Below are 25,473 nucleotides of genomic sequence, written 5' to 3' on the forward strand. Positions count from 1 at the left end.
AGCAACTTACCATACTGCTGTGTGATGTCCTTTAAGAGTTAAAACTTCTTTTCCCGTTGCAACATCCCATAAGTGAACTATGCCATCTGATTCATGGCCTGTAGCTAAAAGGCTGGAATCTGAGTTAAATGCAATAGACAAAATAGAACCAAAAGTTTCAGCAAATATGGAATTTTTTAGATTAGCCTGTTCAAAATTGATATCACGTAAACTGGCATAAGTAAAATCGGCACTATTAATAACTACACCATTGAAATCTCTTGCTTCTAGTGCCCTCTTATCTAATTTCACGGCTAACGTTGCTGCATTTCCGCCAATCCAACCCACTTCATCTTCACTTTGACCTCGCGTACTTTCAACTGCATTAATAAGAGTCTCCTTCTGACCTAATATCGGCAAAAGTAACTCCATGACTGCTTTTGTGAGTGGTGTTTTACCAAAAGTCTCCCTCAACTTATCCAAAGGTTCGCTTATAAACTTTTTTAGTGGTGCGATCGCCATACTACGCCCAGTATCGTCTAATTGACGCGAAAAATAACCAGACCAAGTATACTCAACAGGTGCTGCACTGGTATCCAAACATGACTGTGCTTTGGCTAACTCTGTAAAATCGCTAGCCAACACCCCCAACTCTGCTGCGAATTTATATGCTACGAAAAACTCTAACAATGATCTATGCGCTGGAGTATAGTCACCATCAGCATTACGAATAAGCATTGTCTGCGTCATCATATCATAATGCCAGTGGTCTAAATCTTTCTCTTCTTGAACAGCAGAACCGAATAAGTAGCGAATACGCTCTGGGAACAGCCGATAATTCAGGCTCATTTGGTCAGTCGATAACATTTCCCAAGACAACTCGCACAAAAAGTACAATTTCTCCGCCAAAGACGTAAAAGTACGCTCCGCTTTTATATCGCGTTCCATCTTGCGCCGCACTGCATACAAGTAATACCAATTCACTAAAAGTATGATACAGATAAATTAGGAATAAATATGAACGGGTAAAAATGGTTGGAGTCACCAAAGTCGAAATAAAAGAATCAGTCCAACAGTTGCATGAACTGCTCGTCAAACAGAAAACAGCATCAAGCCGTGAACGAGTTCAAGCTTTGTATTTACTGAAAATGGGGCAAGTAAGAACGGTACAGGATGCAGCTTTTGTCGTAGGCAGAGAAAGAGTGACAGTGCAAAGATGGTTAAAAACATATACAGAGTCGGGAATAAACGGTCTATTGTCAACAAAAAAAAGTCCAGGGCGACCGCCAATTATTGATGGTTCGACCAAAGAACAACTTTTAAAAGAACTTGAACAGCCATTTGGATTTAAAAGCTATGAAGAAATCCGAACATGGTTGAAAGCGGTTCAAGGTGTGAGAGCGTCGTATAAAGTAGTACATGATACAGTACGCTATCGAATGAAAGCGAAGTTAAAAGTACCAAGAGCAGTAGGGATAAAACACAATGAAGAAGCAGAATTAGAATTTAAAAAAAACTGCCACAATACCTAGAAGTTATAAAAAAACACGTCATAGAGCCAAAAGATAAACATAAAGAAATTAGATACTGGTGTGGTGATGAAAGCCGTGTAGGATTAAAAACAGAATTAGGAAGACTGATCACGCTTTGTGGCATTAAACCTATTGGCATCATGCAATGGAAACGAGAAAATTTCTATTTATATGGTTTAGTAGAGCCGTTAACTGGTGAGTATTATATTTGGGAATTCTCTCATCTCAACACAGCTTGCTTCAATATCTTTTTAGAACAGTTTGCAGCTACGTATCCGGAAGATATACACATACTTCAATTAGACAATGGTGCTTTTCATTTAAGCCAGACTCTTAAAATTCCAGAAAATATTATTTTATTATTTCAACCTCCACATACTCCCCAAGTCAATCCCATTGAACGTTTATGGGAAGAAGTAAAAAGGAATTTAAGTTGGGAATGCTTTGCTAATTTGGACGAGTTAAGAACAGTTATTTGGCAACGTCTTGAGGAATTAAACACATCAATTGTTGCGAATATTACAGGTTGGGGTTTTATTCTGGATGCTTTATTTGTATCAGGCTTTTCGTGAAATGGTATAAACTCGTGACATATCCACGGGTTTACCTGCCTCAATATCTGGCAGTGCTTCTAAAATTAACTCTGTCATCACTGGACGACGGGCTAAATCTAATAATTGCGGATTGCCCATGACTTGTTCAACTGTGGTCGCTTGTGCTTGATATGATAAACAGGTACGAATTTGCTCGTCGTTAAATTTCTCCAGTTCTAACACTTCAAATTGAGGTGTTTCACCTGTCAACTGCTTAGTAGAAGCTTGCAGTTGAGCATTAAGCAATGCTCGTCCTTCTTTTGCCTCTGGGAAATGCTCAGTACGACAGGTGAGGATGACCTTAGCACCAGGAACTACCACCTTCGCCAATTCCCAGAAGTTGTTAATCATCTGCTGACGGTCAACTTTTGCTGCCATTTCGTCAAATCCATCGAAAATTAGCAGCAATTTACCCATTTGGTTAAGTTGGTCGAAGACTTCGCTATTCAAACGAATATTGTGTTGGGTAAAAAAGAAACCTGCTAAAACGTTCTCGACATTTATGGCTTTGGCAAAGTCTCGCAAGGTAATTAATAAGGGCAAACGGGGACGTTCCACACCTCGTTTTTGAGCATCTTTGTATCTCTGCAATGCTACCCAAGCATAGTGAAAAGCAAACCAAGTTTTTCCCGTGCCAAATTCCCCTAGTACTGAAATATGCTCTTTGGCTGGATCGTCTAACCACACATCAATATAACCATCAATCCAGCCATCACGTTCGTCGTAGCGACTGATACCAATACGTTGCTTGGTATCAGGGTCAATTTCCTCTTTTGTACAAGCTAGGGGAACGTATTTTGTATCGATGTTGCGCCGGGTAATTTCTGCTTCTAACCAATCAAGATAATCGCCAAAATCAGCATCTTGGTCAATCAGTTCGTCAAAAGTGTAACAACCTAAGTGGTGATTCTCTTCCTTTTCTACTTCATCCCGCGCTGCCCGTGAAATCCGTCTTGCTGTTACTAACCAACCTTCATCAGTTCTCTGCTGCTCAACTGAGGAACGTAAAGCAGCTACGTCCTTGAGTCCAATTTCTCCTTCTATGCCTCTGATCAATACACGATCATATCTGTTACGTCGTGTAGGCACATTAATAACCCACTCGAAATATGAATTGCCCCAAATTTCATATTTTTCAAACCGATAACCCAAAGTTTCAAACCAACCCTGCATTTGTTGGGCTAGTGCAATCGCTTGACATTTGTTTTCAGTTACAGTTGGGGTAAGTGCTGGTTGGTTGCCTGCTGCCAAGCGTGCTATCTCTGTACGAATGCCTTCCAGTGTCGGCAATCTTTCTAGTTGTTCTTGGATATTTGCAATTCGTTGATGTAAAGAACCAATCCTCTGGTTCATTAAGACATCGGCTGGTGTGCGAGTACGTTTAGCGACTTCGATAAATACCGTTGCAAATGCAGCTACCTCTCGTCTTACATCAAGTTCTAAGTTTCTGATTTCATCGCCTAAGACATAAACATTTAAAAAAGTATCAACTTCAGAAAGGAGGATTGAAGGGTTATTATGGTCAAAAGCTTTGCGAAAAGCTTGTTTTATTTCTTCTTGACGGAACAGTTCTAATAACGGCTTCGGTTTGCCAATACCGTATTCTACTAGGGTATAGGCGTAAACACCGCTAAAATCAGCAGGTGGATGATCTGGGTCAAGGTTAAATTTCTGGAGTAGCTTAATTACCGTCTCAGAGCGCAGAATCTTTTCTTTGATCAAAGGATTGGCAACGCTAGTAATTGCGCTGATGACTAGATCCAAGTTAATTATCATTACTGCACCCCGAAAACGCAGAGCTATTGAGCTAAATAACGCTTAATCTTTATTAAAAACGATATTCTGTCGTAAAAAGTTTTCTTTTATACTTTTTCAAGTATTACAAGTATTATAAGTTGCTGTTGAAAAGTTCATTGGTAGCGATCGCAGCAGCAACTAACGCACACACCGGGCTGCATCAAGCCATTCAGAGCTACGGCATGGTGGGCGTGACTGAAGGAAGCGAAACAGCTGGTGGCGCGGCAGATTGCGGAGGACAGCGAATGTGAGGCGTGGTACTGTATGGCTAATATTGTATTAACAGTCTAATTTTAGATTTTCAAGAAGAGAGAATCCTGATGCAAAATCGAATAAATATTCATCCAGATATTTGTAATGGACGGCCTGTTATTGCTAACACTCGAATTACTGTGCAAACGGTTATGGAATTTTTAGGTGCAGGTGATTCCATAGAAGAAATCCTGGAAGAGTATCCCTCTCTAAAACGAGAAGATATTTATGCTTGTATGCAATTTGCGGCAAAGTTAATGGCAAATCACTACGAAGTTAGAAAAATTGCATGAATGGATTTTTATTTGATGAAAATCTACCTTCTAAAATCCAATTTACGCCATCTTTTTCCATCATCCATGTTTCAATATTAGGTGATAGTCCGAGTGATACTCAGATATGGCAGTATGCAAAAGAGAAAGATTTGGTGATTGTTACCAAAGATGCAGATTTTTCGGATCGATTGATGCTTTATTTGTCCCCACCAAAAGTAGTGCATCTACGCTTTGGAAATCTGCGAAAAAGTGAATTTCACTCGTTTCTAGCCCGTGTTTGGCCACAAATTGAAGATTTAGTTATTGATAATAAGCTAATTAATGTTTATCTAGACCAGATCGAAGCATTCAAATAGCCATCAATTGACTTGACTCAGTACTAAGTGCTGAAGTAGAGAAAATTACTAAGTATCCGCATTGATCGGATTGCTTTTGACAGTTTACTTGAAAAGATACCTAGTCTAAGTGCGATCGCTCTTTAAAACCAACGGTGCAACAAATGCTCACACAGGACTGCACCAAGCCATCCACGAACTACGGCATGGCTCAGTGAGTGAAGCGAAGCAGTTGGTGGCACGGCAGATTGCGGTATTGGCGAATGTGCTGATGGTGCTGTAAGGGACTTCCAAGGAATAAAATGACCAATTATAATAATGATAATCATTCTAAGGGGGGAAGGAGAAGCAGCCGCAGGCTGCTTCTCCTTCCCCCCTATTCGTAGTAAATTCAATTTGGAGGGAATTTTGTGGGTGGACAGGAGTGTTGCTCGAATTAACTGATTCAGTCAAAAAAGTATTCAAGGAAACAGCAAACCAACTCAAAGGTGCAGCAAGGCGGCGTTTTCAAGCACAAATTGTCATGGAATTAGGTTACGGAGGACAATTACTGGCTCAAAAAGAATTGGGCTGGGATAGAAATACTATTCGTAAAGGAATTAAAGAACTAACCAGTGGGATTAGTTGTATAGATAATTATTCAGCTAGGGGTAGATGGAAAGTAGAAGAGCATTTACCAAACCTGTTAGAAGATATCAAAAAATTAGTTGATTTCCAAAGCCAAACAGATCCAAGTTTTAAAAGCCAAAGGCTGTATACACGCCTAACTGCTAGTCAGGTCAGAAAGCTATTAATTGATAAATTTGGTTATACGGATGAACAGTTACCTACTGAAGAAACAATGAGAGTTAAATTGAATGATTTAGGTTATAGACTCAAGCGAGTAGCAAAAGTTTTACCTCAAAAAAAATTCCAGAAACAGACGCAATCTTTGAACAATTAGCAATAGTTAATCAATCCGCCCTGGATGATCCAAGTATCTTACGTCTCAGTCTGGATGCCAAAGCCCGTGTAGATATTGGCTACTTTGACAGAGGAGGTAAAAACCGAGTTGTCACAGAAACAGAAGACCATAATTTTCATCCAAAAACTACCGTAACTCCTTACGGCATCTTCCTTCCAGAATTAGACGAACTATTTTTATACTTTACAGAGTCTAATGTAACGAGTGATTTTATTGTAGACGTTCTAGAAGATTTTTGGAAGAGTGAGAGTTGGCGATTTTCCTCAATAAAAACCCTGATTATTAACCAGGATAATGGGACAGATAATAATTCTAGACGTACCCAGTTTATGAAACGTATCGTTGAGTTTGTTCATGAATATCAACTGAATATACGTTTAGCCTACTATCCACCCTATCACAGCAAATATAATCCCATCGAGCGAGTATGGGGGATATTAGAAAATTCTTGGAATGGCAGTATTTTAGATGAAGTTGCAACCGCTTTAAAATTTGCTCAAAACATGACGTGGAAAGGTAAGAATCCTGTGGTTAAGTTAGTGACTCAAACTTATGAAACTGGGGTTACTCTTACTAAGGAGGCTATGTCTGCTGTTGAAAAACAAATAGAAAGACTCACTAACTCGGAACATGAAAAATTTCCCGATTTAGGCAAATGGTTTGTTGATATTTGTTGTGGCAGCACTTAATTTTCACTCTTCAGTTTTTAAATCTAAAAACATGAATATTAATTATGATATTGCACTGAAATTATTTACAGAGTGCAGATGCAGACTTTTCCTTCTGTGTTTGAGGGGGTAAGAGGTGGTTGCCGACGGCAACCACCTCTTACCCTTTCAGAATGATTATCATTATCTCTTAAAGATTAACTTATGATTTTTGCTGATTAATTTATTTCTTGGAAGTCCCCAACCCAAAAATGACGGGTGGAGGCAAGCAGGGGAAGCAGAGGAAGCAGGGGGAGAAAAGAACTGGACTTTTTTCCCATTAACCCAGCAAAGTTGACTTGCCAGAGTACTAGTCCGTTAAGGACTTTTTCAGCAAGTCCTAATTACACAATGTCATTGCGAGCGAAGCGAAGCAATCGCAGGGGTTGGGATTGCTTCGCTTCGCTCGCAATGACTGTAATTAATTTTGTGTGGTTACTTAGCAGTTACCCCTAACTTTTCTGGCAGAGATACTCGCGGCGGCATCTTCAAAATCTCGCGGGTTTGCGCTGGCGTTGCAACTTCCCGACCAAGCGTATGTGCCATCTTTGCAACCTTGTCTACTAATTCGCCGTTGTGCGGTTGGCCAAAACGATTGTAAGCATAATCTCCTAGCCCAATGCCGACGTGTCCACCAAGGGTGATTGCCCAGGCTGCTAAATGCATCACGTCTCCATTCCAGCACATTACCAACCAAGGTTTGCCTACGGGAATAGAATCTACCACCGCCTGTAAATTGGGGAGTGTTGGCAGAATACCACTGGGCATAATTTCTCCTGTAAAAACGAACTCCCAAAAAGTATTTTGTGAAAGCAGTCCCATTTCTTGAAAGCATCGTGCTGTACGAATTTGTCCCACATCCCAACATACTGTACTGACAAAAATGTTATTTTCTTTGAGTATTTTCAACACTTCCTGCATGTAAGCACGAGAACTAATATGTACTTGGTCGGATGTTTGGAATTGCTTTGTCTGTGGGTTCCAGAAGTCTATATTCAGTGAGCCAAACTCTAAAGGAACCATATCAATTCCTAGTGCTGGATCATTTTTCGCTGCTAAGATGTGCTTGACGCGATCGCTTACTTGGCTTTGTTTAGTAACGTAGTTCAGTGTAGGATTGATAATCAGATCGGTCTTTTCACGAATTCCTTGAATCGCTTCAAGATAGACTTCTACATCACTAATCCAATCACCATTAACTGGATCGCGTCCATGCCAATGAAAGATCGAGGCTCCTGCTTCCCAAGCACGAACAGCTTCTTGAACGATTTCTTGTGGACTGTATGGGCAATTGGGATTATCCTTGCGGTAATCTGAATCGTTGCAGCGACACTCAATAATTAGTGGTAATTCGTTGTTCATTGTTTTTCTTCTAAAATAGGTAGGCAAATTTATTTGTATATTTACTAGCTAGGCATTTATAGCAGTTCCCAATTACATGAGGTACATAGCCACTAACCCCTAGCCCCTAGCTCCTAGTCCCTGAACTCAAAGAGACATATCTCACTACAACGATAAGCGCTACATTTCGTACAAATACTTATTACTTTTCCAAAAAATCAACCACTACTTTTAATACTTCTTCCGGCATTTGATTAACCATCCAAAGGTTTCCACCTTCTAGTTGGATTCTTTGACTATGAGGAATCACTTCTTGAAGCCAAGATTGATTTTCAGCTTTGGCTAAACCAGCTTTTTCTAATGGTTCTAATGCCTGATCTCCTGACAAAATCAGGGTCGGGCATTTAATTAAGCGAAATCTTTCTTGGGCAGAAAGACAGTAGTTTGCCACAGCTACACCAGGATATACAGGAGAGTTAAAAGCCTTTAAATCATCCAAAACGCAACGATGATTTAACTCTTCCGTGCCGACGTAACTGACACGAGCTAACCATCTTTCCATTAAATGGGAGCCATCTTCTTTAATTTGATACCCTTGAGAATAACTCTTGAAAATCTTGTCTTTTTCCTCTTCGTCAAACCCAATTACATTACAGAGAATAAGTTTGTCAACTCGTTCTGGATAGGTTGCTGCCATTTCTCCGGCAATATAACCTCCTGTAAGACTACCGAAAATGCTCGTCTTTTTGATGCCTAATTCGTCCAAAAGTGCGATCGCAGTTTTAGCATAGTCTTTAACTGAATAAACTCTGGGGGGTTTGTCAGAATCACCTAATCCCATTAAATCCATTGCAATTACTAATTTTTTGGCAGCCAAAATAGGCATCAATTCTTGAAATTCGTCGCTACTGCGAGGAGTCATGTGCAGTAAAAGTATGGGTTCGCCTTCTCCACCAATACGGTAAAGAATTTGTCCATCTTCTGTGTCTAAAAACGCTCGCTTAATCCGTTGGCTCATTTTTTATACACCCTAATATTACGGAACCACAATAATTTTCCCCATTAAATCGCGGTTTTCCATTCTGCTCAATGCCCCAGACACCCCTTCTAAATCAACTATCTCATCAATTGTGGGCTGGATCTTTCCTTGAGCAACTGCTGGAATTACCAAATCCCTGAGTGTTCCCAAACTGAATTGATAATCTTTGTTATACCAAATAGCAATGCCGTAAATTGTAATATTGCGTCCTAGCAATTTTCCCAAGGGCAGAGCAGCATCCATGCCCGTAGTAGTACCATAGCTGACAATGCGACCATTATTAGCGATCGCTCCTAAACAATCAGCAAAGGTGACTTTCCCCGCACCATCGAGTGCCACTTGTACCCCTGAATTGTCAGTAATTCTTTGCACCTGGGAAACTACGTCTTGAGTACTATAATCAATTGCCTGTAATGCACCCAACTCAATTAACCGCTGTACCTTTGCCTGATTCCCCGCAGTAGCAATCACTCGCCCGCCTAGCAGCTGAGCCAGTTGAACTGCGGCGCTGCCAACGCCACCACTACCTGGATGTACCAAAACCCACTCTCCATGCTGGACATTGGCTTTGTGAATCAGTGCCATCCCAGCAGTTAGATAGGCAATAGGCAAACTGGCGGCTACTGTAAATGACACTTCATCTGCTAGAGGTAACAATTCACTTGCTAAAGCATACGCCATTTCTGCAAAAGCACCTCTCACACGTCCAAAAACACGCATTCCGGGTACTAATTCCTTAACTCCTAACCCTACAGCATCAACCTTACCAGCTGCTTCCTGTCCCAGAATATAAGGTAGTTCTTGATGACCATATCCGCGATAAGTTCCATAGGTTGTCTGCAAGTCAGAATTGTTCATTCCCGCAGCCCCTACCCGAATCCTGACTTCACCAGGATTTGGTGGCAAAACTTCTATTTCATCTACTTGTACAGCAGTTGCACCACCGTAGTTATAAATACGTGCTGCTTTCATATTGTTCTTTTTCTAGTTGCCAATCAGACATCGGTTTTTGCCTTTATTCTAGGATGAGAGCGTTTCAAATAACGTCCAGTTGGGGAACCTAGAACTTGTCCATTGTTGTAAATCAGATTACCCCGCAAAAAGGTACTTTTCACTCTTCCAGTTAACTCCACACCTTCAAAGGGGGTGTAATCTTGTTGCGATTCCGACTCAGCAGCACGTACCACAAAACTTTCATTAGGGTTTACTAATACCAAGTCTGCATCATAGCCAACGGCGATATCACCTTTTTCTAATAAACCAAAGCGCTGCGATGGGTTCCAAGATAGCAATTTTGCCATGTGGTTGTAAGACATTCCTCGCTTGCTACCTTCACTAATTACACCAGAAAGTAAATATTCTGTACCGCCAAAACCAGACTTTGCTAACCAAATATTATGCGGGTCTTTCGCACTGCGTTTTTGTTCGGCAGAACAGCAAGCATGGTCGCTAACTATCCAATCAACTTGATGGTTGAGTACTGCTTGCCATAAGTATTCCACATCGGCACGGGGGCGAATCGGGGGGTTGACTTTTGCCCAAGTACTATTAGGAGTATCGACATCTAATAGTAAATGTCCCACAGTCACTTCGCGCCGAAAATTGATATGGGGAAAAGCAGTCTGCATCGTCAAAGCTGCTTCCATTGCTTTACGCGAACTCAGGTGCAATAAATTGATATTTGCACAGTTAGTTTCATGCGCCAAATAAGAAGCAATGCAAATTGCTAATCCTTCGGAATGAGGAGGACGCGCTGCACTGTAAGCGTGTAGTCCGCTCAGACTAGAATCATTTTCCACAATTTTGGTATAGGCGTTGAGAATTTCTGCAACTTCGCAGTGCAAACTCAAGCTAATAGTATCTCGCGCTTGTGGATGTGCTGCCATTAAACGCGACAGACCGCGCATAATAAATTCAAAATGGGCAAAATCGTAGCGTTCCTCTTTATTAATCATCAAAAAGAGGTTTTGCTGGTCTGACAAACCGTGCAACCCATAACCTCCATAAAACATGAAGATTTTAAACGAAGGTATGCCGTGTTCTGCAAACAGTAGAGGGATTTCCTCGATATGCTGACTAGCTATGGGTGCGATGTGGTAGCCATAATCAACAAAAAAATTCCCTTGTGATAGTGCCAAAACTTCAGGGAAAAAATCTTGATAAGCACCGCCTTTATTAAGATAGTACTGCCCTGTACGGATGTAATTGAGGCTGGTTGTGACTCCTCCCATTGCCGCTGCTTTGCTTTCAGTCACAGCATCTTTGTCGAGGGGTTGATAAATACCGATGTGCATGTGAGCATCCACAACCCCAGGAAAACCCAGCAGGTTTTGGGCATCAAATACCTCTTGGCTGTTGTCTGGGCTAATATTAGGGGCAATCTGGGCAAATTTCCCATCCTTAATTCCCAAATCAAGTGTTTCGACAATATCTTGATGAGGACGAACTACCTGCACATTTTTGATAATTTGATCTAATAGAGGAGTTTCTGACACAGCATACCTCACGTTAAAATGAGTAAAGATACTGGGAGACAGACTAATTACTCATACCACTGTACTACGGTGCGATCGCTCCTTAATTTTGTTAGAAGTTATTGTTAGGGAAGTTGATGAATTTCTTTTACGAGTCGTGATGCGTAAAACGTGAGATGGTGCAACAACTCCTGATGAATAAGCCGCAACCACAGAAATAGCTAATACTGTTTGACTTGAAAATTGATACAAATAGGCAGCAGGGGAAAAGAATTAAAGACCAATCATCTGTTTCAAATATTTCGTGAAATTGTATGAAATAGATTTGAATATTTCTATGCGTGAAGATACAAAATAAGGGATACAGCAATGCTGCATCCCTTATTCGCTATGGTAAGCGGTGAGGCTAACCTTACACCAACGCCATCACCTTCTCTAATAAACCCTGAAACAGCCTTAAACCATCACTACCCCCAAGCATGGCATCAGAAGCTCTTTCTGGGTGCGGCATCATTCCTAAAACATTGCCTTGACGATCGCAAATTCCGGCAATATTATTCAATGATCCGTTGAGATTTTCGCCTGCATAGCGAAAAACTACCTGTCCATTGTCTTCAATCACTGACAAAGTCGCTTTATCAGCGTAAAACCGCCCTTCACCGTGAGCAATAGGTAAAGTGATTATTTCATCTGTTACATAAGCTTGCGTCCAAGAAATATTGGTACGCTCTACTTTTAAGGGAACGCGATCGCAGATAAAATGTAGATCCTGATTTCTTGTCAATACTCCTGGTAAAAGTCCTGCTTCAGTTAATACCTGAAAACCGTTGCAAATACCCAGGACAAACTTGCCTTGTTTGGCATGTTCTATTACCTGTCGCATCACAGGAGAAAACCGCGCAATGGCTCCACAGCGCAGATAATCACCATAACTAAAGCCACCAGGTATAATCACTACATCCAAATCGGCAATGTCTGTTTCTTGATGCCAAACCATGCGAGTTGGTTGTTTTAGTAAATCTCTAGTTACATAAGCAACATCGCGATCGCAATTAGAACCGGGAAAAACAACAACACCGAATTTTGTCATTTGTCATTTGTCATTGGTCAGTGGTCATTGGTCAGTTGTCAATGGCAAATAAGAAGGAATTGAGTATTAGAAAAATATTTCTTAATCCCCAATCCTTAGTTCCTAAAAAACTCCCGTCTGTGTTTCAACCTCTATCAGCTCAAAACGGTAATTTTCAATTACCGGATTGGCTAACATTTGGTTACAGATATTATCAAGGTCTTGACGGGCTTTTTTCTCTTCAGTCGACGTGATGAGCAGTTCAATATACTTACCAATCCGCACTTGTTCAACGTTATCGTATCCCATTTGCTGAAGACCAGATTGTACAGCCACACCAGCAGGGTCTAAGACTGAAGGACGAAGGGTCACGAAAATTTTGGCTAGATACTTGCTTTGCACAGGCTTTTGCTGAATGCTGCGATCGCTATACTATAACTTTCTGCTCCAACTGAGTAAAAATAAGATTATGAAGCAGCTACAGTTAATTTATTAGTTAGCTAGTATAACAGCTTCTAATACAGTAGCAAATTTACACGATTGTCTATGAGAGCCATACGCACCCGCAGTCGCAGTCAAGAGCGTATTTTGAACTTGCTCAAAACTATTAAACAAGGCATTTCTGCCCAGGATATTTACGTAGAGTTACGTAGTCGCAACGAAAGTATGGGTTTAGCTACCGTTTACCGTTCTTTAGAAGCTTTAAAACTGGAAGGCATGGTTCAAGTGCGGACTCTAGCTAACGGCGAAGCTCTCTATAGCCTAGCGCAGCAAGATAAACACCACTTAACTTGTCTGCAATGTGGTGTTTCCATTCCTATTAATCAATGTCCTGTTCATGACTTAGAAGACCAGCTAGAATCCAATCATCAATTTAAAGTTTTCTACCACACTCTAGAATTTTTTGGTTTATGCAACAAATGTCAAGTAAATCAGGCTGCTGGTGTAGAAGATGATTAAAAAAAACTTATATGTTAGTAGTAAGGATTTCAGTCCTTCTCTTCTAAGCACTAATCCATTAACTACAAACCCTTCAAACTAGTCCCTATCAAGAATCAGACTAACCGTCATTACATTATGCTTAACAAAGCCATTATGACCACTAACTTACCTGTAGCCACAGAAATTATACCAACGGTTTTGCAATTGCAACCTGCGATCGCACTAACCGAAGATCAGTTTTACGAATTTTGTCAGCTAAACCGCGACTTTCGCATCGAACGCAATGCTGTGGGAGAATTAGTGATTATGCCCCCTACTGGTTCCGAAACCGATCAACATAACTTTGACATAATTGTTCAGTTAGGTATTTGGACAAAGCAAGATGGTACAGGTGTAGGTTTTGGTTCCAGTGGTGGGTTTACTTTGCCGAATGGTGCGGTGCGTTCTCCCGATGCAGCTTGGATAAAACGCGATCGCTGGGAAGCCATACCAGTGGAACTGCGAAAAAAATTTGCACCGATTTGTCCTGAATTTGTGATTGAGTTGCGTTCTGAGAGCGATCGCTTGTAAATTTTGCAAGACAAGATGCAAGAGTATATTAATAATGGCACGCAACTTGGTTGGTTAATTGATAGAAAACAACGCCAAGTTTTTATTTATCGTTTTAATATTGCGGTTGAAGTATTAGATAATCATAAAACACTGAACAGTGAACCGTTGCTACCTGGTTTTATTTTGGATTTAAGTCAAGTTTGGTAAAGCATAAATTTCAATACATGATAGTTTGAAATATACATTATGGGCAAACTAACCTAGTGGTCAAATAGTCTCTATATCACTAGGAAAAGATTATAATGTACGAACCCACCGATTACAAACTTATCAATCTCGATCAATTAAGAAATCAATCTGCTAACTACCACTCTAAAATACCCTTCCAGCATCAAATTGAGGCTTTTGAAGCCCTGAGTAAAACATTTAAATTTGGCAGCGAAAAACCGGGTAGTGGAATCTTAGTACTTCCTACGGGTGCTGGCAAGACATTTACCGCTGTCAGATGGTTATCCGATCATGTAATCCCTAAAAATATTAAAATCCTTTGGTTAGCTCCTTCATTTTACTTGTTGGATCAAGCATTCGATACCTTTGAAAAAGGTGCTAAGGATATTCCAGAGCCTAAGAAAACGTTAAATATTAGGTGCGTTTCTAGTAATCCTTCTCATGCCAAAGCTTCATCAATACAACTAACTGATGATATTGTCATCATGACAATACAAACAGCTATCAATAATTTACATACTGATGCTCTAGATAGATTTGGTAATAAATTTGAGACAGCTTTTAAAAAATTTATTGATTATTGTAGAGAGACAGGACTTTTTGTTGTAGTTGATGAAGCTCACCATTCCCCTGCCTATGGTTGCAGAAACTTATTGATTGGTGAAAAAGATTCTGCTTTAGGACTTCGAGGATTATTTCCACAGTTAAATCTGCTTGGTCTAACAGCTACACCAACGTATAATGATAAGGCTAGAAGAGGTTGGCTTTGGAAAATATTTGAGAATGAAATTATTTATGAAGCTAAAAAAGAAAGTTTAATATTACAAGGAATTTTAGCTAAATCTAATTATATTGAAGTCTCAACTGGTAAAGAATGGGAAATTGATGATGGATTATACGAACGGTTAGTTAAGCAACATAAAGACCTCCCAGAATCAATTATTGAGAAACTTGCAACTGATAAACCGAGAAACAATTTTATAGCAGATGCTTATGTATCAAATAAAGATAGCTATGGTAAAACAATTATCTTTGCTGATCGTTGGTTTCAATGCATCTATATAAAAGAAAAGCTTCTCGAAAAGGGCGTTAGAGTAGACGCAATTTATTCACATATAGATGCCGATCCTGGCTCTGCTGATGCAAGAAATAAACGTACTCAAAGTGATAATCAAAGGATTTTGGATGAATTTAAGAATAATAAGCTTGATGTTTTAATAAATGTACGGATGTTAACAGAGGGTGCTGACATTCCTAATGTTAAAACTGTATTTATTACTCGCCAAACAACAAGCTCTATCTTAATGACTCAAATGATTGGTAGAGCATTAAGGGGTGAAAAAGTAGGAGGTAGTGCTGAGGCGAATATTGTTCTATTCTTCGATGACTGGAAACGTTTAGTTGATTGGGCTAACCCAAAAGATAGCGATACCATAGATAAAGAAAAAGTCTCTGTAAAAGGATATTACCCACTTGAATATATTTCTATTCGTCTAGTTGAGGAATTATCAAAATCAATAGAAAGTGGTGGAGATTATCAAATAGAATACAAAAAAATATGCCCTATTGGTTGGTATAAAACTGAAATTGTGTATGCTAATGTTGATAATCAACATGAATTAATGGAATCATTTACTGAATTTGTCATGGTATATGAACATACAAAATCAAAACTTGATTCATTTATTCTCTTTATTCGTTCTACAAACTTATTAGATGAATGGTCTAAAGAATATCTTGATGATAAATGGATGCAGTCTCAAGTACAACAATGGATAAGTGACGGATTTGAACGCAAAACTGACAATATTGGTGGAAAGCTTGATTCAGATTTAATTAAGATTGTTCGCCACATTGCTCAAAATCAATCTGTACCTATATACCATCCATTTGAGGAAAGAGAACTGTATGACTTAGATAAAATTGCTTATAAAGTAATTGATTTCCCCCCTCGCTTAAAACATGAATATTTAGACGAAGAGTTTTCTAAATCTGAGACATTGTGGAAAGTTTTTTATAAAAGTTTGATTCGATTTGAAACAGCAGTTGACGCAGCGATTATAAATATTATTTATCAGCCTACACCTCAATCTACTCTAACTGTAATTAATTTATTAAAAACAGAGGATAGAGAATTAACCGAAGTAGAAAAAGAAGAAGTTAAAGCACGAGATAGGTGTACTTGTCTATGTTGTGGAGTAAATACCAAAGGTAAATTACAAATCGATCATATTAAACCGTTTTCTATGGGCGGTAAAACATCTATAGAAAACTCACAAACTCTGTGTGTTACTTGCAATAGATGTAAAGGTCAGAATGAAATTGATTTTCGGTGTAATACAACGAAATTGATTAATCCAAAAAATCTTGATTTATCATTTATATCAGAAGGTGAAAAGGCTATAAAGACTATAACAAGAGTAGTTAACTTCTTTTACCATTGCAAAGCAGTTTCCAAAATTGATTGGGAAGTATATACTTACACTTACAATATATATTTGTACCCTAGTAACAATCCTGAATGGTTGCTTAAACATAAAGCAGAACTTCTTAACTTAATTCAAAATAAGCTTGGTTGTCATGCTGAATATATTAATGTTACTACGATGAAATAAAATTACTAATTTGAAATTAGTATTGACTAGACTCATCAAAAATCGGGACTGAGAATAAATCCCAGTCCCGATAAAAAAGCGGGCTAACCGTCATTTATGTGGTTAACCCGTTCAGCTTTGGGAACGCGCAGAGAAATTGTTATTGCAATACCAACTTCACATTGGCGTTTTGCAGACCGCGCTGTTTTACTTCAGCCAATGTTTTGTTAACTGCATATTTTTGGTTGATAGAATTGATCAACTCGGTTTGGTTGTGCTTTTTAGCAACGCCCCACAAGTCAGCGATTAGGTCAAAAGAACCATCGCTATTGCGAGACCAACCTAGATCATATTCGCCTTCCAAAACAGCTACGATATCGGAACGCACGCGCTGACCGTTATAACCACGAACATCAGCTTCAGTTTTTGTGCTGATACCTAGGTCGCGCAGGGAAGCTTTGAGGATTTCAGCATCGGTGATCTTGGTACGCAGAGTGCTAAAATGAGACATTTGGGTTTCCTCCAGTGAGAAGATTCAGAACAACGACAACGGTTTATCTTCAGCGAAGCCGCATTTAATTGGAAGCGGCTTTTTCTCTTAACTGCTAGCATTTTTCAGCTAGCCTTTACCCTTGGATGAGCAAGGGAAAGCTTTTAAAACTCCATTCGCTGATATTCAGCAACAGAGGATGCCGCAGGGCGTGCGCGCTGTCTAGCCCAATCTCTAAGGGCTGTTACCTGTTCTTGCATGGTACGAGACAATGGCAAAGTCGCCTTAAGTGCAGCAATAATATCTAGTTGGGTGAACTCACGGTCTTGGGCAAATGCTTCATACATTGCCGCAACGAGCGCTTGTTCAATTTCTGCCCCAGAAAAACCATCGGACATCTTAGCTAGTTGCTCTAAATCGAAGCGAGAGATGTCTTCACGACGCTTTGTCAGGTGAATTTTGTAAATATCCTGCCGTTCTTCAGATGTGGGCAAATCTACAAAGAAAATTTCGTCAAAACGACCTTTCCTTAAAAATTCTCCAGGCAAACGTTCAACTCGGTTAGCAGTTGCCATCACAAACACTGGAGATTTTTTCTCTTGCATCCAGGTGAGGAAAGAACCAAAAATTCTACTAGATGTGCCGCCATCAGAATCAGATGAACCTGTACTACCTGCAAAGGATTTATCCAATTCGTCAATAAACAAAATCGCTGGAGAGATTGATTCTGCTGTCTTGAGGGCATTACGTAGATTTGCTTCACTCCGCCCTACCATCGAGCCATCGTAGACTCGACCCATATCTAACCTTAAGAGTGGCAAACCCCACAACCTAGAGGTAGTTTTGGCAATTAATGACTTACCACAGCCCGGAACCCCTAAAATTAGCATTCCTTTTGGTTGAGGTAAACCATATTCTCTAGCTCTTTCTGTAAAGGCGTTAGAACGCTGCTTGAGCCAGTTTTTCAGTTCTTCTAAGCCACCTACAGCATCAATGGTTTCATCTTCTTCTATGTATTCTAAGATGCCATTACGCCGAATCAGTTGCTTTTTCTCAGATAGAACTATATCTACTTCTTCTTCCGTTAGGCGGCCTGTAGTTACTTGTGCCTTACGATACACTTTCTCAGCTTCATCTTTGGTTAAACCCAAAGCTGCTTTAAGAAGCTTTTCTCGCGCCTCTGTTGTGAGTCTTCGTCCGCGATTTTGCTCAATATGGTGAGTTAAAACTTTGTTTAACTCAGACATATCAGGTAATTTAAAATCGAGAACTACAACTTCTTTTTCTAGTTCAATGGGTACTTGCTGCATAGGAGACATCAAAACGATGTTCTTTTGCATACCTCTGAAGCTAGCGATCGCATCACGTAAAGATCTATTTGTAGCAGGCGCATCAATAAATGGATGTAAATCTTTAAGAATAAATATACCAGGTTCTCTTTGCCGGATGATCCACTCAATAGCCGCCTCTGGAGAAACAGTATTGTGCTGGGTGACATTCCGGGGTTGACCATACTCCACGATGCCGTGAGTTACTGTCCAAACAAACACTCGGCGTTGGGGCTTTAAAGTTTGGGCAATTGTGGAAATTGCTTGCTCAGCCCGCTCTTCCTCGGAGGTCACAAGGTAGATTAGAGGGTATTGAGCTTGAATTAAAATATTGAGCTCTTCTTTCATACAATCGACCTACTTGAGACCTTCAATACAGTAAAGACATCGTTTTGTTGGTAGTGAAAACCGAATTTATGAATACTCATTCATAATTCTTACCTAGCAAGGAACCAACTCTTCCTCACCCTTAGGATGGGTTTCATCTTTTTCCATTTCATCAATGGGAAGATGCTCTTGAGAGACTACTCCTGGCTGACTACCCAAAGTAACCAATTCCCCATCACGTAAAACTAATGAACTTTCACAATTTGGACAAGAATAAACTCTATGAGTTCTTCCAAAGGCTGAAGTTTCCATTTCCTCTACTAATTCTGAGTTAGCTAGGTAGAAGACAAGGGCGCGTTCAGCAAGATCTGACATAGGTTCAGAATCTACGGCTGAACGAATCTTCAGCCTTTTGTGCAGTTCTGGCGACAAATACAAAGTGACCTTTTGCTTAGCTTGCATATAACTCTTTGACGGCCTTACCCGGGTATGTATATAACGTTATCCGCTACTTTCTCAGTTGTCAAGACAGCAAAACGTTTTGACGGCATTTTTGTTACATTTTTTTACAAAATAGACTTTTGTTTTATTAACATAGTTACTTATAAAACTGCTACTAAATTTGATTTGAACCCAAATCAAATCGTCATACAGTATTGCTAAGCTGCCCATAGAATTAACTGTGGCTAAAAGTAGAAAGATGTTCACTACAGTAAAAGTCTGTAGAGCAGGGCAAAAAATTTATACTAAAGCTCAAGTGATTAACGTAGCGATCGCTTTGTTGATCTTCTTGTGGGGATGTTCTGCGTCGAGTTTGAACGGTGCTGATTTGACATGGAAAACTTATCAAAATGAACGTTATGGCTTTGAGTTCCCATATCCCAGCAACTGGACAGCTTTACCACCCCCAACAAATAATGATGGCATTGTCTTAGTATCACCTCAAAGCAACACAGTGGAAATTCGGGCATGGGCGGTTAATCGGCCACCAGATGCTTTTACCAAAGACCACAAGATCAACTCCAACTTTCAAACAGATCAAGGAATCTCTGGGGAAATGCTTGTAGAAGTTAATCAACAAGTAAGTTCAATGAAATTGAGCCTCACTCAAGATCAAGTCAAATACTACTGGCAAGGGCAAAGCCAAAACCAGGAATTTCCAGATTACTATCGTTTGTTTTACTACATTGCTCAGCACTACCGTATTCCTCAATAATTTAGTTAATTTATGTTTAACTACTAACCAGTCTCTTGCTTTTAATGGTTTAGAGGGTACAGAAACCTGATAGATTTAGCTATCAGCGAGTAAAAACTGGTGAAAATGAAAGTCCTGGTTATTGGTGGAGATGGGTATTGCGGTTGGGCAACTGCACTTTACCTTTCCAATCGAGGTTATGATGTTGGGATTTTAGATAGTTTGGTGCGGCGGCACTGGGATAATGAACTGGGTATCGAAACTCTGACTCCGATCGCGCCAATTCAGCAACGTCTCCAGCGCTGGCAAGATTTGACTGGCAAATCTATCGACCTATTCATCGGCGACATTACTAATTACGAATTTCTCAAAAAAGTACTACACCAATTTGAGCCTAATGCCATAGTGCATTTTGGTGAACAGCGTTCAGCTCCTTTTTCGATGATTGACCGTGAACATGCAGTTCTTACCCAGGTCAATAACGTAGTCGGTACTTTGAACTTACTGTATGCCATGCGGGAAGATTTCCCCGATTGCCACATGGTGAAGTTGGGAACAATGGGTGAATACGGTACGCCCAACATCGATATTGAAGAAGGGTACATTACCATTGAACACAATGGGCGCAAAGATACCCTGCCTTATCCCAAACAGCCCGGTTCCATGTATCATCTAAGCAAAGTCCATGATAGCCATAATATTCACTTTGCTTGCCGAGTTTGGGGATTACGGGCTACAGATTTAAACCAAGGAATAGTTTACGGCGTTCTCACCGAAGAAACGGGAATGGACGAACTGTTAATTAATCGCCTTGATTATGATGGAGTATTCGGTACAGCACTGAATCGTTTTTGCATTCAAGCAGCGATCGCTCACCCCCTAACCGTCTACGGTAAAGGTGGGCAAACTCGTGGATTTTTAGATATCCGAGATACAGTGCGCTGTGTGGAATTAGCGATCGCTAATCCCGCCGAACCAGGAGAGTTCCGCGTCTTTAACCAATTTACCGAACTATTCAGTGTTGGTGATTTGGCGTTAATGGTGAAAAAAGCCGGGAATGCAATGGGGCTAAATGTAGACATCAATCACTTAGATAACCCCAGAGTTGAAAAAGAAGAACATTACTTCAATGCTAAAAACACCAAACTTTTGGATCTAGGTTTACAGCCTCACTATCTCTCAGATTCTCTGCTTGATTCTTTGTTGAATTTTGCGATCAAGTATCAAAAACGAGCAGATCACAAACAAATTCTGCCCAAAGTCTCTTGGCATCGTCAAAGCAAAGCATGAAATAAAGGCATAGGAGCAGGGAAAGAGGCAGCACAGAGACTCATACCATTTCACTAAATATCTAATACAAATGATTGGTCTCTAAATTCTTTCCTCCCCTGCTCCTTGCCCCCTTCCCCCTGCCTCTTGAAACGCGCTCTTAAGTTGGCATTATTTGCCTGTACTGAATAGTTTTTTATGAGAATCGCCCTCTTCACCGAAACCTTTTTGCCGAAGGTTGATGGTATTGTTACCCGCTTGCGTCATACCGTTGACCATTTACAACGTCATGGAAACGAAGTTTTGGTAATTGCCCCTGACGGTGGCATTACTGAACACAAAGGAGCTAAAGTTTACGGAGTTACCGGCTTTCCCTTGCCATTGTATCCAGAGTTGAAAATGGCATTACCCCGCCCTAGCATTGGTTATGCACTAGAAGAGTTTCAGCCAGACATTATTCATGTTGTGAACCCAGCAGTTTTAGGATTGTCTGGGATTTTTTATAGCAAAGTTCTTAAAATTCCTTTAGTAGCTTCTTACCATACACATTTACCCCAATATCTCCAACATTATGGTTTGGGAATGTTAGAAGGGTTTCTTTGGGAATTACTCAAAGGCGCTCATAATCAAGCTGCATTAAATCTTTGCACCTCTACAGCGATGATGGAGGAATTAACAGCACATGGAATCGAAAGGGTGCATGTATGGCAACGGGGGGTAGATACAGAATTATTCCATCCTGATTTAGCTAGTATAGAGATGCGATCGCGTCTGTCACAAAATCACCCGGAAAGTCCTTTACTTCTCTACGTCGGTCGCCTTTCGGCCGAAAAAGAAATTGAGCGCATCAAACCAATATTAGAAGCAATTCCCCAAGCGCGATTGGCATTAGTAGGCGATGGCCCCCACCGCCAAGCCCTAGAAAAATATTTTGCTGGCACAAATACTCATTTTGTCGGATATTTGATTGGGCAAGAATTAGGTGCTGCTTTTGCTAGCGCTGATGCGTTTGTCTTTCCTTCCCGCACAGAAACACTAGGTTTAGTATTGCTAGAAGCAATGGCTGCTGGTTGTCCAGTCGTAGCAGCTCGTTCTGGCGGCATTCCTGATATTGTCACAGAAGGCGTAAATGGATATCTCTTTGAGCCGACAGCAGATATTCAAGATGCCATTTCTGCTACTACTCGCCTTTTAGAACACAAACAAGAACGAGATATCATTCGTCAAAATGCTCGCCGGGAAGCAGAAAGTTGGGGATGGGCAGCTGCCACTAGCCAACTGCAAGATTACTATCAAAAGGTAGTATTTGCAGAACAATTGACACCAGCAGTTTATTGAGAAGGGCAAAAGGGAACAAAGCGGGATTCATACCCTCACTAAATCTTTAATTTAGTGGGGGATTTAAACTGAATTGGGTAGCGTAATGATGCTAGCAAGTCCACAACTGTCATTATGAATTACGTTAGCGACGCAGGAGCGTCACTTGTACTGAGTTCAACCTGAGCGGAGCCGAAGGGCGAAGTCAAAGTATTACGAACTACGAATTAATATGAATCTTCCCAATCCTGGTAGTGTCTTAGCTACATTAACTGAACTGACTCAAGTTAATCGCACTCACGCTTTGTTGCGTCGTGTCAAAGACCTTTCTGTTAACGAATTTGTTTGCTTACTAGACTTTATCACTGCTGAATTTCAGCAATTTCTTAGAGCAATTGAACTCATTAATAATGAAGCTCTAGAAACGATGTTGGAGAAAGTACTAGAAGCAATCACACTCAAAATTGGTCAAATTCTCCAAGCAGAACACACAGCAATTTTTTTGGTGGATTATGACAAAGGTCAACTGTGGTCAAAAGTACCCCAGGATAATACACAAAAATTTTTAGAAATTCGTATTCCCATCAAAGTTGGTATCCCAGGTCATGTTGCCAGTACTGGTCAATATTTGAATATACCTGATACTTCTAGTCATCCTTTATTCAGCCCAGAGTTAGAAAAACAAATGGGCTACACAATTAATAATCTTTTATGTGTACCCGTTATTAGTAGTAAAAACCAAACTGTAGCAGTAGTACAACTGGCAAATAAAGCAGGAAATACTCCGTTTGACCATGATGATGAAGAACGTTTTCGAGACTTTGCTGCTTCTATTGGCATTATCTTAGAAAGCTGTCAGTCTTTTTATGTAGCAGCTCGTAATCAACGAGGTGCGACAGCTCTTTTACGGGCAACCCAGACTTTAGGGCAAAGTTTAGACTTAGAAGCAACTTTGCAGATAGTCATGGAGCAAGCCCGGATTTTAATGCAAGCAGACCGCAGTACACTATTTTTGTATCGCAAAGAAATGGGCGAACTCTGGACAAAAGTTGCAGCCGCGGCAGATGATACAGATCTGATAGAAATTCAAATGCCAGCCAACCGTGGTATTGCTGGTTATGTGGCTTCTACTGGAAAAGCGCTCAATATTCCCGATGCCTATAAAGACCCTCGTTTTGACCCGACTATAGATAGAAAGACTGGGTATCTCACTCGTAACATCTTGTGTTTGCCAGTCTTTAATTCGGCAAATGAACTAATTGGTGTGACACAGTTAATTAATAAGCAACAAGGTAGCTTCACCGCTTCTGATGAAGAGTTTATGCGGGCTTTTAATATCCAGGCTGGAGTTGCCTTAGAAAATGCTCGTTTGTTTGAAAATGTACTCTTAGAAAAACAATATCAAAAAGATATTTTACAAAGTCTGTCAGATGCAGTAATTTCTACAGATATGTTAGGTCGAATTGTCACAATTAATGATGCGGCACTAACTTTACTGGGTTGTCCCTTAGAAGGAACTAACACCAAAATTAATAAACTTTTATGGGAACAAAATTTAATCGGTCGCTTAGTTTGGGAAATTGTGCCTATTGAAAATTTGCAAATGCGCTTAGAAGACAGTTTAAATTCTGGAGCAAAGCATTATGTACCAGAGCAAAATTTGACGTTGGGATTATACTCATTTTCCAGTGAATTTCAGGACTCAGAACTCAGCGAAAAACTGCAAGATGGCTTTTCTTCTGGGTCAACTGCGATGACTGAAAACTTAATTTTGACATTGCGCGATCGCACTAACCCAGATTTTTTTATTCCTTGGAATCTGCCTTTAACTCCCCAGTCGGAGTTTCTTGCTTCTAGCCAAGTAGAAATCTTAGAACGTAGTATTAATCTGACTGTTAATCCCCTAACTAACCCAGAAGGCGGGGTACGGGGTGGTTTGGTGGTTTTGGAAGACATCAGCCAAGAAAAACGGATGAAATCTACCATGTACCGCTACTTAACTCCTCATGTTGCGGAACAAGTGATGATGCTGGGTGAAGATGCCTTAATGGTGGGTGAACGCAAAGAAGTTACTATTTTATTTTCTGATATCCGAGGCTACACAACACTTACAGAACATTTCGGCGCAGCTGAAGTTGTAACTCTACTAAATCAGTATTTTGAAACAATGGTGGAGGCAGTTTTTAACTACGAAGGTACATTAGATAAATTTATGGGTGATGCCTTAATGGCAGTGTTTGGTGCGCCTTTACCCCTAACAGAAAATCACGCTTGGCAAGCGGTGCAATCAGCATTAGATATGCGCCAACGTCTCAAAGAATTTAACCAACGACGAATTATTCAAGCACAGCCCCAAATTCAAATAGGTATCGGCATTAGTTCTGGAGATGTGGTTTCAGGAAATATCGGTTCTCACAAACGCATGGATTACACGGTAATTGGCGATAGTGTAAATTTAAGTTCGCGCTTGGAAGGAGTAACTAAAGAATACGGTTGCGATATTATTTTAAGCGAGTTCACTTATCAACTATGTAGCGATTTAATCTGGGTGCGGCGGCTAGATAAAATTCGTGTTAAAGGTAAACATCAAGCTGTGAATATCTATGAGCTAATTGGCGATCGCAGCAGCCCTTTAGATGCTACTACCCAAGAGTTTTTGTTCCATTATCATGCAGGACGTGCTGCTTATTTGTCTCGTAACTTCCTCCAAGCGATCGCTTGCTTTGAGGCTGCTAAACGAATTAAACCTTTTGATCAAGGCGTTAATATTCATTTAGAACGCGCTCATAATTACCAACATACACCACCTATAGAATCTTGGGATGGTGCATGGACGGTAATTGGCAAGTAGCAAATGTCAATAGTCAAAAGTTT

23 protein-coding genes and 3 pseudogenes are annotated in these 25,473 nt (G+C 40.2%); 14 read left to right on the top strand and 12 right to left on the bottom strand.

The window, feature by feature from the left end; genetic code table 11:
- Nucleotides 1-6: 6 nt before the first annotated feature.
- A complete protein-coding gene (locus QI031_RS20830; protein ID WP_281481550.1) occupies nt 7-828 on the bottom strand; it encodes a pentapeptide repeat-containing protein in 822 nt (273 codons plus the stop codon).
- Nucleotides 829-1,010: 182 nt separating this feature from the next.
- On the opposite strand from QI031_RS20830, the gene QI031_RS20835 reads away from it, so the two are divergent.
- Both QI031_RS20835 and QI031_RS20840 read left to right on the top strand, forming a co-directional pair.
- Nucleotides 1,011-1,511: a helix-turn-helix domain-containing protein gene (locus QI031_RS20835; protein ID WP_281480997.1), complete on the top strand. Its 501-nt coding sequence runs from the start codon at nt 1,011-1,013 to the stop codon at nt 1,509-1,511.
- A 47-nt stretch (nt 1,512-1,558) separates the two neighbouring features.
- A complete protein-coding gene (locus tag QI031_RS20840; protein WP_281485908.1) occupies nt 1,559-2,083 on the top strand; it encodes an IS630 family transposase in 525 nt (174 codons plus the stop codon).
- Nucleotides 2,084-2,089: 6 nt separating this feature from the next.
- Here QI031_RS20840 and QI031_RS20845 read toward each other — a convergent pair.
- A pseudogene (locus tag QI031_RS20845) lies at nt 2,090-3,880 on the bottom strand (NACHT domain-containing protein); the annotation flags it as partial.
- A gap of 125 nt (nt 3,881-4,005) precedes the next feature.
- Between QI031_RS20845 and QI031_RS20850 the strand changes: the two are divergent.
- The 5 genes and pseudogenes from QI031_RS20850 to QI031_RS20870 all read left to right on the top strand — a co-directional run bounded on the left by QI031_RS20850 (nt 4,006) and on the right by QI031_RS20870 (nt 6,416).
- Complete coding sequence (locus QI031_RS20850) at nt 4,006-4,152, top strand: hypothetical protein (protein WP_281481551.1); 147 nt, start codon at nt 4,006-4,008, stop codon at nt 4,150-4,152.
- 69 nt (nt 4,153-4,221) lie between these two features.
- Nucleotides 4,222-4,446: a DUF433 domain-containing protein gene (locus QI031_RS20855; protein WP_281481552.1), complete on the top strand. Its 225-nt coding sequence runs from the start codon at nt 4,222-4,224 to the stop codon at nt 4,444-4,446.
- The gene (locus QI031_RS20860) at nt 4,443-4,784 is read left to right on the top strand and encodes a DUF5615 family PIN-like protein (RefSeq protein ID WP_281481553.1); all 342 of its coding nucleotides are present in this window, start codon (nt 4,443-4,445) and stop codon (nt 4,782-4,784) included. Before QI031_RS20855 ends, QI031_RS20860 begins: the two co-directional genes overlap by 4 nt.
- A 109-nt stretch (nt 4,785-4,893) precedes the next feature.
- Nucleotides 4,894-5,046: a hypothetical protein gene (locus QI031_RS20865; RefSeq protein ID WP_281481554.1), complete on the top strand. Its 153-nt coding sequence runs from the start codon at nt 4,894-4,896 to the stop codon at nt 5,044-5,046.
- 240 nt (nt 5,047-5,286) lie between these two features.
- Nucleotides 5,287-6,416: pseudogene (locus QI031_RS20870) on the top strand (ISAzo13 family transposase).
- Nucleotides 6,417-6,869: 453 nt separating this feature from the next.
- On the opposite strand, the gene QI031_RS20875 reads toward QI031_RS20870, so the two are convergent.
- The 7 genes from QI031_RS20875 to purS all read right to left on the bottom strand — a co-directional run bounded on the left by QI031_RS20875 (nt 6,870) and on the right by purS (nt 12,759).
- On the bottom strand, nt 6,870-7,796 hold the full coding sequence (locus QI031_RS20875; protein WP_281481555.1) for a beta-keto acid cleavage family enzyme: 927 nt from the start codon (nt 7,794-7,796) through the stop codon (nt 6,870-6,872).
- A 181-nt stretch (nt 7,797-7,977) separates the two neighbouring features.
- Nucleotides 7,978-8,793 carry an alpha/beta fold hydrolase gene (locus tag QI031_RS20880; RefSeq protein WP_281481556.1) on the bottom strand — a complete coding sequence of 272 codons (816 nt, stop codon included), beginning with the start codon at nt 8,791-8,793 and terminating at the stop codon, nt 7,978-7,980.
- Nucleotides 8,794-8,811: 18 nt separating this feature from the next.
- The gene (locus QI031_RS20885) at nt 8,812-9,786 is read right to left on the bottom strand and encodes a quinone oxidoreductase family protein (protein ID WP_281481557.1); all 975 of its coding nucleotides are present in this window, start codon (nt 9,784-9,786) and stop codon (nt 8,812-8,814) included.
- 23 nt (nt 9,787-9,809) lie between these two features.
- Nucleotides 9,810-11,309, bottom strand: a complete 1,500-nt coding sequence (locus QI031_RS20890; protein ID WP_281481558.1) for an amidohydrolase family protein — start codon at nt 11,307-11,309, stop codon at nt 9,810-9,812.
- 51 nt (nt 11,310-11,360) lie between these two features.
- Nucleotides 11,361-11,540, bottom strand: coding sequence for a hypothetical protein (locus QI031_RS20895; protein ID WP_281481559.1), 180 nt, complete (start codon nt 11,538-11,540; stop codon nt 11,361-11,363).
- Nucleotides 11,541-11,700: 160 nt separating this feature from the next.
- Nucleotides 11,701-12,378 carry a phosphoribosylformylglycinamidine synthase subunit PurQ gene (purQ, locus tag QI031_RS20900; RefSeq protein ID WP_281481560.1) on the bottom strand — a complete coding sequence of 226 codons (678 nt, stop codon included), beginning with the start codon at nt 12,376-12,378 and terminating at the stop codon, nt 11,701-11,703.
- 102 nt (nt 12,379-12,480) lie between these two features.
- On the bottom strand, nt 12,481-12,759 hold the full coding sequence (gene purS, locus QI031_RS20905; RefSeq protein WP_281481561.1) for a phosphoribosylformylglycinamidine synthase subunit PurS: 279 nt from the start codon (nt 12,757-12,759) through the stop codon (nt 12,481-12,483).
- Nucleotides 12,760-12,903: 144 nt separating this feature from the next.
- Here purS and QI031_RS20910 point away from each other — a divergent pair, with 144 nt between their 5' ends.
- The 3 genes and pseudogenes from QI031_RS20910 to QI031_RS20920 all read left to right on the top strand — a co-directional run bounded on the left by QI031_RS20910 (nt 12,904) and on the right by QI031_RS20920 (nt 16,694).
- A complete protein-coding gene (locus QI031_RS20910) occupies nt 12,904-13,317 on the top strand; it encodes a Fur family transcriptional regulator (RefSeq protein ID WP_281481562.1) in 414 nt (137 codons plus the stop codon).
- A 135-nt stretch (nt 13,318-13,452) separates the two neighbouring features.
- A pseudogene (locus QI031_RS20915) lies at nt 13,453-14,058 on the top strand (Uma2 family endonuclease).
- A 95-nt stretch (nt 14,059-14,153) separates the two neighbouring features.
- Nucleotides 14,154-16,694, top strand: a complete 2,541-nt coding sequence (locus tag QI031_RS20920) for a DEAD/DEAH box helicase family protein (RefSeq protein ID WP_281481563.1) — start codon at nt 14,154-14,156, stop codon at nt 16,692-16,694.
- A 139-nt stretch (nt 16,695-16,833) separates the two neighbouring features.
- Here the strand turns inward: QI031_RS20920 and QI031_RS20925 are convergent, their stop codons facing one another.
- The 3 genes from QI031_RS20925 to QI031_RS20935 all read right to left on the bottom strand — a co-directional run bounded on the left by QI031_RS20925 (nt 16,834) and on the right by QI031_RS20935 (nt 19,280).
- Nucleotides 16,834-17,184, bottom strand: a complete 351-nt coding sequence (locus QI031_RS20925) for a DUF1257 domain-containing protein (protein ID WP_029636060.1) — start codon at nt 17,182-17,184, stop codon at nt 16,834-16,836.
- Nucleotides 17,185-17,327: 143 nt separating this feature from the next.
- Nucleotides 17,328-18,839 carry a stress-responsive protein Ycf46 gene (gene ycf46, locus QI031_RS20930; protein ID WP_281481564.1) on the bottom strand — a complete coding sequence of 504 codons (1,512 nt, stop codon included), beginning with the start codon at nt 18,837-18,839 and terminating at the stop codon, nt 17,328-17,330.
- 93 nt (nt 18,840-18,932) lie between these two features.
- Nucleotides 18,933-19,280, bottom strand: a complete 348-nt coding sequence (locus tag QI031_RS20935) for a slr0373 family blue light stress response protein (RefSeq protein ID WP_281481565.1) — start codon at nt 19,278-19,280, stop codon at nt 18,933-18,935.
- Nucleotides 19,281-19,518: 238 nt separating this feature from the next.
- Between QI031_RS20935 and QI031_RS20940 the strand changes: the two genes are divergently transcribed.
- The 4 genes from QI031_RS20940 (at nt 19,519) to QI031_RS20955 (ending at nt 25,450) form a co-directional block, all read left to right on the top strand.
- Nucleotides 19,519-20,034, top strand: coding sequence for a hypothetical protein (locus QI031_RS20940; RefSeq protein WP_281481566.1), 516 nt, complete (start codon nt 19,519-19,521; stop codon nt 20,032-20,034).
- A gap of 105 nt (nt 20,035-20,139) precedes the next feature.
- A complete protein-coding gene (locus tag QI031_RS20945; protein WP_281481567.1) occupies nt 20,140-21,303 on the top strand; it encodes an NAD-dependent epimerase/dehydratase family protein in 1,164 nt (387 codons plus the stop codon).
- Between the two features lie 177 nt (nt 21,304-21,480).
- A complete protein-coding gene (locus QI031_RS20950; RefSeq protein ID WP_281481568.1) occupies nt 21,481-22,620 on the top strand; it encodes a glycosyltransferase family 4 protein in 1,140 nt (379 codons plus the stop codon).
- 211 nt (nt 22,621-22,831) lie between these two features.
- On the top strand, nt 22,832-25,450 hold the full coding sequence (locus QI031_RS20955; RefSeq protein WP_281481569.1) for an adenylate/guanylate cyclase domain-containing protein: 2,619 nt from the start codon (nt 22,832-22,834) through the stop codon (nt 25,448-25,450).
- Nucleotides 25,451-25,473 lie beyond the last annotated feature (23 nt).

Source organism: Halotia branconii CENA392, assembly GCF_029953635.1.
Classification (GTDB): Bacteria; Cyanobacteriota; Cyanobacteriia; order Cyanobacteriales; family Nostocaceae; genus Halotia; species Halotia branconii.